General features: G+C 61.3%; 5 protein-coding genes and 3 tRNA genes. 2 read left to right on the plus strand and 6 right to left on the minus strand.

Features of this window, described 5'->3' with window-relative positions; translation table 11 throughout:
• Nucleotides 1–43: 43 nt before the first annotated feature.
• The 3 genes from I1969_RS08290 to I1969_RS08300 all read right to left on the minus strand — a co-directional run bounded on the left by I1969_RS08290 (nucleotide 44) and on the right by I1969_RS08300 (nucleotide 334).
• Nucleotides 44–116: transfer RNA gene (locus I1969_RS08290), tRNA-Lys, on the minus strand.
• A gap of 43 nt (nucleotides 117–159) precedes the next feature.
• Nucleotides 160–235: transfer RNA gene (locus I1969_RS08295), tRNA-Lys, on the minus strand.
• Nucleotides 236–257: 22 nt separating this feature from the next.
• Nucleotides 258–334, minus strand: a tRNA-His gene (locus I1969_RS08300).
• Between the two features lie 166 nt (nucleotides 335–500).
• Here I1969_RS08300 and I1969_RS08305 point away from each other — a divergent pair.
• Together I1969_RS08305 and I1969_RS08310 are read left to right on the plus strand one after the other, a co-directional pair.
• Nucleotides 501–1,682 carry a pyridoxal phosphate-dependent aminotransferase gene (locus I1969_RS08305; RefSeq protein WP_195234497.1) on the plus strand — a complete coding sequence of 394 codons (1,182 nt, stop codon included), beginning with the start codon at nucleotides 501–503 and terminating at the stop codon, nucleotides 1,680–1,682.
• A 141-nt stretch (nucleotides 1,683–1,823) separates the two neighbouring features.
• Nucleotides 1,824–2,714, plus strand: a complete 891-nt coding sequence (locus tag I1969_RS08310; RefSeq protein WP_195234499.1) for an ROK family protein — start codon at nucleotides 1,824–1,826, stop codon at nucleotides 2,712–2,714.
• Between the two features lie 114 nt (nucleotides 2,715–2,828).
• Here I1969_RS08310 and I1969_RS08315 read toward each other — a convergent pair whose 3' ends face one another.
• The 3 genes from I1969_RS08315 to rho form a co-directional block, all read right to left on the minus strand.
• A complete protein-coding gene (locus tag I1969_RS08315) occupies nucleotides 2,829–3,278 on the minus strand; it encodes a VanZ family protein (RefSeq protein ID WP_148332258.1) in 450 nt (149 codons plus the stop codon).
• A 7-nt stretch (nucleotides 3,279–3,285) separates the two neighbouring features.
• Entirely contained in the window at nucleotides 3,286–4,686 is a 1,401-nt protein-coding gene (locus I1969_RS08320; protein ID WP_195234501.1) for a hypothetical protein, read from the minus strand.
• Nucleotides 4,687–4,999: 313 nt separating this feature from the next.
• Complete coding sequence (gene rho, locus I1969_RS08325; RefSeq protein WP_271748092.1) at nucleotides 5,000–7,555, minus strand: transcription termination factor Rho; 2,556 nt, start codon at nucleotides 7,553–7,555, stop codon at nucleotides 5,000–5,002.
• Nucleotides 7,556–8,015: the final 460 nt, after the last annotated feature.

Genomic DNA, 8,015 nt, shown 5'->3' on the forward strand with positions numbered 1-8,015 from the left:
AAAAAGCGACCAGCCTAAGCCAGTCGCTTAAACGATCTTTGGGTGGGCCGTCAGGGGGTCGAACCCTGGACCTTGGGATTAAGAGTCCCCTGCTCTACCAACTGAGCTAACGACCCAAAGCTAAAGTCCGTTATGGCGGACTTTAGAGGAGATATCGTGTGGTGGGCCGTCAGGGGTTCGAACCCTGGACCTTGGGATTAAGAGTCCCCTGCTCTACCAACTGAGCTAACGACCCGATATCAACACGAAGCAAGAACTGGGGTGGGTAAAGGGACTCGAACCCTCGACCTACGGGACCACAACCCGTCGCTCTAGCCAACTGAGCTACACCCACCGTGTCCTGTGCGCTTCGCGCTCGACTATTATTGCAAGGAACGCCACGCGATGCAAGCCCCAATTTTCAAGAATTTTGAAAAGAGTTTTTCGAGCGCGTTTCGAGCAATTCCCACCGGTTCCATAGGAGTAAACTTGCCCCACTGCAAATCCTCGAAAGGACCGGCATGAAAGAACTCTCCAACCGCACGGCAACATTTACCGATTCGGTCATCCGCCGCATGACACGCATCTCCAATAAGTACGATGCCGTCAATCTCTCGCAGGGCTTCCCCGACTTCGATCCTCCGGCGCAGCTGCTCAACAGCCTGAGCACCATCGCCGCCGACCCCAAGCCGCTCTACCACCAGTACTCCATTACCTGGGGCTCCCAGGCCATGCGCGAGGCGCTCGCCGCCAAACAGGAGCACTTTATGGGCATGCCGATCGACCCCAACCAGAATATCGTGGTCACCTGCGGCTCCACCGAGGCCATGATGGCCGCCATGATGACGGTCACGAACCCCGGCGATAAGGTCGTCATCTTCTCGCCGTTCTACGAGAACTACGGCGCCGACACGATCCTTTCGGGTGCCGAGCCCATCTACGTGCCGCTCAACCCGCCCACATTCGACTTTGACCGCGAGACACTCGAGGCGGCCTTCCGCGACAACGACCCCAAGGCCATCGTCCTGTGCAACCCTTCCAACCCCTGCGGCAAGGTCTTTACGCGCGAGGAGCTCACCTTTATCGCCGACCTCTGCAAAAAGTACGACGCCTACTGCATTACCGACGAGGTATACGAGCACATCGTCTACGCGCCCCACGAGCACGTCTATATGGCCACGCTGCCCGGCATGTTCGAGCGAACCATCAGCTGCAGTTCGCTGTCTAAGACGTACTCCATCACCGGCTGGCGTCTTGGCTACACCATTGCCCCGGCCCAGATCACCGAGCGCATCAAGAAGGTCCACGACTTCCTCACCGTGGGTGCCGCCGCTCCCCTGCAGGAAGCCGTCGTCACCGCCCTCAATTTCGACGGCAGCTATTACGATGAGGTCCTTGACCTCTATACCGCCAAACGCGACCTGTTCTGCCAAGGGCTCGATAGTATCGGACTTAAGCACAACGTACCGCAGGGCGCCTACTACGTGATGATGGATATCTCTGAGTTTGGCTACGACAGCGACCTCGAGTTCTGCGAGGACCTGGCCTCAAAGGTGGGCGTGGGCGCAGTGCCCGGCTCGAGCTTCTTCCGCGAGCCCGTCAACCATCTGATTCGTTTCCACTTTGCCAAGCGAGACGAGACGCTTAACGCGGCACTGGAGAACCTCAAGTCTCTACGTGATAAAATCAAGCCGCGCGGGTAAGGACGGCCCGGCAGCTAAAGTAGCCAAAGAAGCCTCGCACCGCCCGCCGCGTTGCGAGGCTTCTTTTTATAACGCTTTCTTAAATAGTTTAGAGCCCTATACTCTAGTCACGGAGCAACTCGTCCCAGAGAGAGGAATACTATGGCAGATCAGCAGCTTATCGGAGCGCTCGAGGCCGGCGGCACCAAGATGGTCTGCGCCACGGGCTATGCAGACGGTACGGTCCTGGAGCGTGAGCAGATCGCGACCACGACCCCGCAGGAGACCGTTGAGGCCGTCAATGCATGGTTTGCCGACAAGGGCATCACCGCGCTGGGCATCGGCGCCTTTGGCCCCACCGCAGTCAACCCCGCGTCGCCCCAATACGGCAAGATCCTGGAGACGCCCAAAACGGCATGGCGCTACTTTGATCTGCTGGGCACCATCCAAAACGAGCTCAATATTCCCTGTGGCTACGACACCGACGTCAACGTTGCCTGCTTGGGCGAGGTCACCTTTGGTTGCGCCAAGGGCCTCACTGACGTTGTGTATCTGACCATCGGCACCGGCGTGGGCGCCGGCGTGCTCTCGGGCGGCCAGCTCGTGCACGGCATGATGCATCCCGAGGCCGGCCACATCCTGGTCACGCGCGACCCGCGCGACACCATCGGCGAGCATAGCGCCTGCCCCTTCCATGACAACTGCCTCGAGGGCCTCATCGCCGGCCCTGGCGTTAAAAAGCGCTGGGATGGCAAGAGCGCCGGAGACATGGCCGATGACCCGGAGGCCATGGACCTGCTCGCAGGCTATCTGGCACAGGCGCTCATGACCTACACGCTGTGCTACGCACCGCAAAAGATCATCATCGGCGGCGGCGTGGCCGACCACACCCCCATCGTGCCGCTCGCACGCAAAAAGTGCGCCGAGATGCTCAACGGCTATATCGTCACGCCCGAGGTCAACGACATCGATTCCTATATTGTCAACAACAGCCTCGAGGGCAAGCAGGGCATCATGGGCTGCCTGGCCCTGGGCGCACAGGCGCTTCAGTAGCAGACGCACCCACAGGGCGTGGCGCGCTCGGCAAATCCAACCTACGGAACGACGCCACCACGCCTCATATAACCCCTCAAATAAAAAAGGCCGCCTAGGACCAAACAATACGTCCTAGGCGGCTTTTTTGGCGCACATCAGCCACCGTAAGAGATATCGAAGCACAACGCCCGTTGCCGCTCCACAGCAGTCGATCATCACATCGGTGATCATGCCGGCGCGTCCCGGCACAAAGAGCTGAATCGTCTCGTCGATCGAGGGAATCAGCAGCAGGAACACCGCCGTGGGCAGCAGCACGTCAAAGGTGCGCCGGCCCTCAAAATCAAAGGCGTGCGTTGCCAGGATGCCGAGCACCATATACTCGGTAAAATGCGCGCACTTGCGAACAACAAAGTTGGTCACCCATTCATATGGAAGTCCCACGCCGTGCAGGAAACCGCGGATAGCTTCCATGACCGTTAGGCTCAGCGAGCCCGACCCCGAGCCGGGAACCAGCGAATTGCCCCAGATCAAGAGCGCCATCAGGCAGGTAACAACCGCCCATTTTCGATTGATCTTAACCATGCAGAAGTTATGCCTCCGCGCGGAGCGGCGCGAAGCTGGCGGTACCGCCCTCGATAACGCTCAGATAGGCACGGCCCGTACGCTTGGCGGTAGAGGACTGCAGGCGCTCGATCTCTTCCTCGAGGATCTGATTGACGCGCTCGTGACGACGGTTTTCCATAATGCCGGCGGCAATAGCCTCGGCCCGCTCGATGCTCTCGCGCGAGATACGGGCGGTATCCTCGGGGAACACAGCGCTGTGACGGCCGACATAGGCGGGGGCAGCAGGCTGAGGGGCAGCGACGGGAGCGGGCGCTGCAACAGGAGCGGGCTCGTCAATCTCATCCAGAATCGCGGTGGCGGCGGCCCACATGTCCTCGTGGCCCGAGTAATCGGCCATGGGAACATCAACCTCGAGCGAGGCGTCCGGAAGGTCGCCGGTGTCGATGCGATCTTGGGCATCAATCGATGCGGTGATGGCTGCAGGCTCATCGAGGTCATCGAGATCGATGTCCGCGGCACCGGAGATGATAGGCATGCTGGCGAGGTTTGCATTGTACGGCACAGCCTCAGCCGCCTGCTGCTGGGCAGGAGCGCCCCACAATGAGCTTTCGGCGGCACGGCGGGCGGCAACGGCCTCCTCGTCCGCAGTCATGGCTTCATCAACGTACGAATTGTCGGCAGAAGCGTTCGCGTCCGCCGAGGTAGCGTTGTAGGCGTTATTGGCTGCCGCGTTGGCAACGAGTGCCACGAAAGCCGCCGTGCTGCCCGCAGGGGCGGCCTGGGAACCAGACACGGCGCGTGCCGCGGCGGCGATGTCGTCGCGATTGAAGGAGCCGGTCTGCCCGCCGTTGGTGAGCTCGTCGATGGCGACTTGATAGACGTCGCGCGAGTGTGCAGGGTCGCAGCTCACCGGCGAATCGTCGTCAAGCATACTGTCGATCATGGACCGAGCCTCGTCCTCGTCCATAGCATCTGCGGCTCGAGCGATGGTAGGGACACCATCATCGGCATGACGGCGCTGGAACGCACCAGTCAGGCCGGAAAGGAATGCCGAGGTAGACTGCTCCGCCTGAGCCTGAGAATCAGAAGCCGCAGCGTAAGGAGTCGCATCCTGCTGCTGAGCTGAAATCGAGGCGGTCTTGAACTCGCTTTGATGCTGATTGAGATTGGCGGCACCGCCCATGGCATCGGGCTGGAACAGACGCTCTTCACGCTGCGCACGATACTCGGAGATACCCAGCGAGGCGGCATAGATGCCCACGCCCGCCACCGCGCCCACGGCGAAGGGAACCGCACCCGCCACGACCGTCTCGTTCACAGACGAAAACGGCAGCGTCGCGGCATACATAACCACGGGAGCGGCAAGGCCGATCCCGCACGAAAGTCCGGCAAGGACTGCTCGTTGTGTTGCATCAGAAGAAGCCATGAGCTCTCCCCATCTTCCAGCACCCAAATCGCATCATTCAGTTGGCTGCGCGAGAGAAGATGAAGCGGGGCTATGCCCCAAAGCAACGGTATATGGTTCGTTTCATCTGCGTTATCCGTCGCGAAGCTTAAAAGCTATTATGCGAAACCGCCCTGTCGATTGCAAGCGACGATGTCGGATTGAAACGGGAAACCTGCTGCTTGCCAGTCTTATGGTCAAAAATAAGCGCGGAGCGGCGATATAGAAAAGGGCCGAGGCTCAAAGCCCCGACCCTTTATTGCATTGATGACTATCGCTGCGTGTGGATGACAACCTAGAACGTCTGCTCGTAGTCGCTGTGCTTTTTGGCCGAACGCACCAGGAACTCCTGGTTGGTGTTGGTGCCCTTAAGACCCTTGATAAACGACGCAGCTGCGCGCTCGGTGTTGTTCATGCCGGCAAGAATGCGACGCAGGCCAAAGACAAACGGACGCATCTGCTCGTCAACCAACAGGTCCTCGTTACGCGTACCGGAGGCAACGGGGTCGATAGCCGGGAAGATGCGGCGGTCGGCCAGGTCGCGGTCGAGCTTGAGCTCCATGTTGCCGGTGCCCTTGAACTCCTCAAAGATGACCTCGTCCATCTTGGAGCCGGTGTCGATGAGGGCAGAGGCCAGGATGGTGAGCGAGCCACCGTTCTCGATATTGCGGGCTGCGCCCAGGAAGCGCTTGGGCGGATACAGTGCCGCCGAATCGACGCCGCCCGAAAGGATGCGGCCTGAGGCGGGCGCCGCCAAGTTGTAGGCGCGGGCAAGACGCGTGATGGAGTCGAGCACCACCACGACATCGCCGCCCAGCTCCACGATGCGCTTGGCGCGCTCGATGACGAGCTCTGCCACACGAGTGTGGTTGTCGGCGGGCATATCGAAGGTCGACGCCACAACCTCGCCCTTGATGGAACGCTGCATATCGGTAACCTCTTCGGGGCGCTCGTCGACGAGCAGGCAGATGAGGTGCACCTCGGGGTTGTTAATCGAGATAGACTGGCAGATCTTCTTGAGGATTGTGGTCTTGCCGGCCTTGGGCGGGGACACGATCAAGCCACGCTGACCCTTGCCGATCGGCGACACGATGTCGATGGCGCGACCGGTAATGGAGTCCTTGCCATGCTCCATGCGCAGCGGCTCGTTGGGATAGACCGGGGTGAGGTCACCGAACTTGGGGCGGTTGCGAATCTGCTCGGGGTCCAGACCGTTGACGGTCGTGATTTTGGCGAGGCCGGCGCGCTTGTCGCCGCCGCGCGAAGGACGCAGCGAGCCCTCGATGACGTCGCCCGTGCGCAGGCGCGCGGAGCGAATGAGGTAGGCAGGGACGAAGGCGTCGTCGTTGGACTTCATGTAACCGTGGGCGTGGATGATGCCGGAACTGTCCGGGCGAATCTGCAGGATACCCTTGATATCACGGAAGCCCTCGGCCTTTGCGGCAGTGGTGTAGATCTCCTCGACAAGCTCGGCTTTCTTCTTGCCGGTCGTCTCGATCTCGAACTCCTTGGCCTTCTCGCGCAGCTCGGCGACCTTCATGGCAGCGAGTTCCTCGCGCGAAAGCGTGGGTTCGGTGGGGGCGGCATTACGCTCCTTGTTGCGCTGCTTGCGATCGCGCTGGCGGTTGCGACGGTCGTTGTTGCGGTCGTCCTTGCGCTCGTTGCGCTCGTCGTTGCGCTTGTGCTGGCGACGGTTGGGGCGAGCGTTGTCATCGGCCTCAGCGGGCGCGGCGTCATCGGTTGCGGCGGCGTCGGCATTGGCCTTAGCGGCGTCATTGGCCTCGGCGCCGGAATCGACCTGCGCTTCGACATCAGCCTGCTGCTCGGACGCCTTGGCCTTAGCGGACTTCTTACGACCGCGCTTGGGCTTCTCGGACGCAGGCTGTTCGACGTCCTGGGGCTCGGCGGCATCAGTCGATGCATCGGCGGTCGTCTCGTCGGAATCCTCGGACGTACCCTTCTTGGCGGCCTTAGCCTTGGACGTGCGTTTAACAGCAGTGCGACGGCTGCGACCTGGACGGACGTCGGCGGGCTCGACATCGGCAGAAACGGCCTCGGAAGTCGTGGCATCCTGGACGGGTGCATCGGCAGCGGTTGCAGACTCGGCGGTCGCCGCAGCATCCCGAGCGGCTGCAGCTGCGGCTGCGGCCTTCTCTGCCTCGACGAAGGCCTTGGGCTTGCGACCGCGACGGTGCGGGCGCAAAGCCGGATCGACAACGGGAACTTCGCTGGCCTCGACAGGCGCAGCGGACTCAGCAGGCGATGCGCCCTCCCCTGCCGCGGAACGAACCGAAGCCTCGGTGAGCTCGAGGGTTACCTGATCGGCAACCTGCTCGGCCTTAGCAGCCGTGCGACGGCGTGTGCGCGGTGCCGGCTTCTCGGTCGGCTGGTCGGCGGCAGGTGTCTCGGGCGCAGACGGAGCTGCAAGCTCGGTCAGAGCCGCGGCCTCGCGCTCGGCAGCACGACGGCGGGCGCGCACCACCTGAGCCTCGCTAATCTGCGCCAACGCACGCGCCTGCGCGACCTCATCGGAAATCGGCTCCGAGGAGTCAGCTGCAACGGTGCGCTTGACGCGCGTCGTGCGCGTGGTACGGCGCTTGGGCTTGGTGACCTCCTCGCCGTCAGCAGCAGACTTGGCCGTGCGGCGCGTACGCTTGGGCTTTGCCGGAGCAGCCTCCTCACCAGTTGCAGGCACGGCCTTCTCAGCCGCTGAAGGCGTAGGCGTCGAAGCAGCCTTAGGCGTCTCAGGAGCCGAGGCTTGCGCGGGCGCCGCGACCTGGTCCAACGCAACCGGTGCAGCGGGAGCGGCTTGCGTCGTCGTTATTTCGTTTTCTTGCTGTTGATCAGACACAGTGTTTGCTCAACTTTCTTTTCAAGCCCTGTGATCACATGCTCCCTGCATAAACCTTCAGGGCGGCTAAACAGTCTAGTTCCGTCAAATACCGACGGACATCATTGATCTGTATCGAGATGATTGCGTCATATACGCAGCTTTAGTGTAACACAACCGCCGCCACCTGCAACTTAGTCATTGGACGTTCTTAAACGCCCAGTCATCAGGGACACTCCTCCTCAAAAGCGCCTTGAAATGTCGCGCCAGAGGAGTGAAGCCGTGGCACCTGGAATAGCCGCGCCACGAATCGCGCCCATCTGCTACGTTTGCCCCGAGCCCCTGACCATACCCTTGTTTTTTCAAAAACAACGAGTCTGCTACCTGCACTGATAATTGTCCTTGGGGGAAGCGGGCACTGCGGGGCGCGGCAACGGCGCGCGATTTCCGCGTCGCAGCGCTACCCTGATGCTGAATGCCG

Origin of the sequence: Collinsella aerofaciens, from assembly GCF_015548375.1 — a bacterium.
Lineage (GTDB): Bacteria > Actinomycetota > Coriobacteriia > Coriobacteriales > Coriobacteriaceae > Collinsella > Collinsella aerofaciens_AB.

Excerpts from the sequence above, each read along its gene's own strand:
- I1969_RS08305 (WP_195234497.1), top strand. The coding sequence starts at position 501 with ATGAAAGAACTCTCCAACCGCACGGCAACATTTACCGATTCGGTCATC.
- I1969_RS08310 (WP_195234499.1), top strand. The coding sequence starts at position 1,824 with ATGGCAGATCAGCAGCTTATCGGAGCGCTCGAGGCCGGCGGCACCAAG.
- I1969_RS08315 (WP_148332258.1), bottom strand. The coding sequence starts at position 3,278 with ATGGTTAAGATCAATCGAAAATGGGCGGTTGTTACCTGCCTGATGGCG.
- I1969_RS08320 (WP_195234501.1), bottom strand. The coding sequence starts at position 4,686 with ATGGCTTCTTCTGATGCAACACAACGAGCAGTCCTTGCCGGACTTTCG.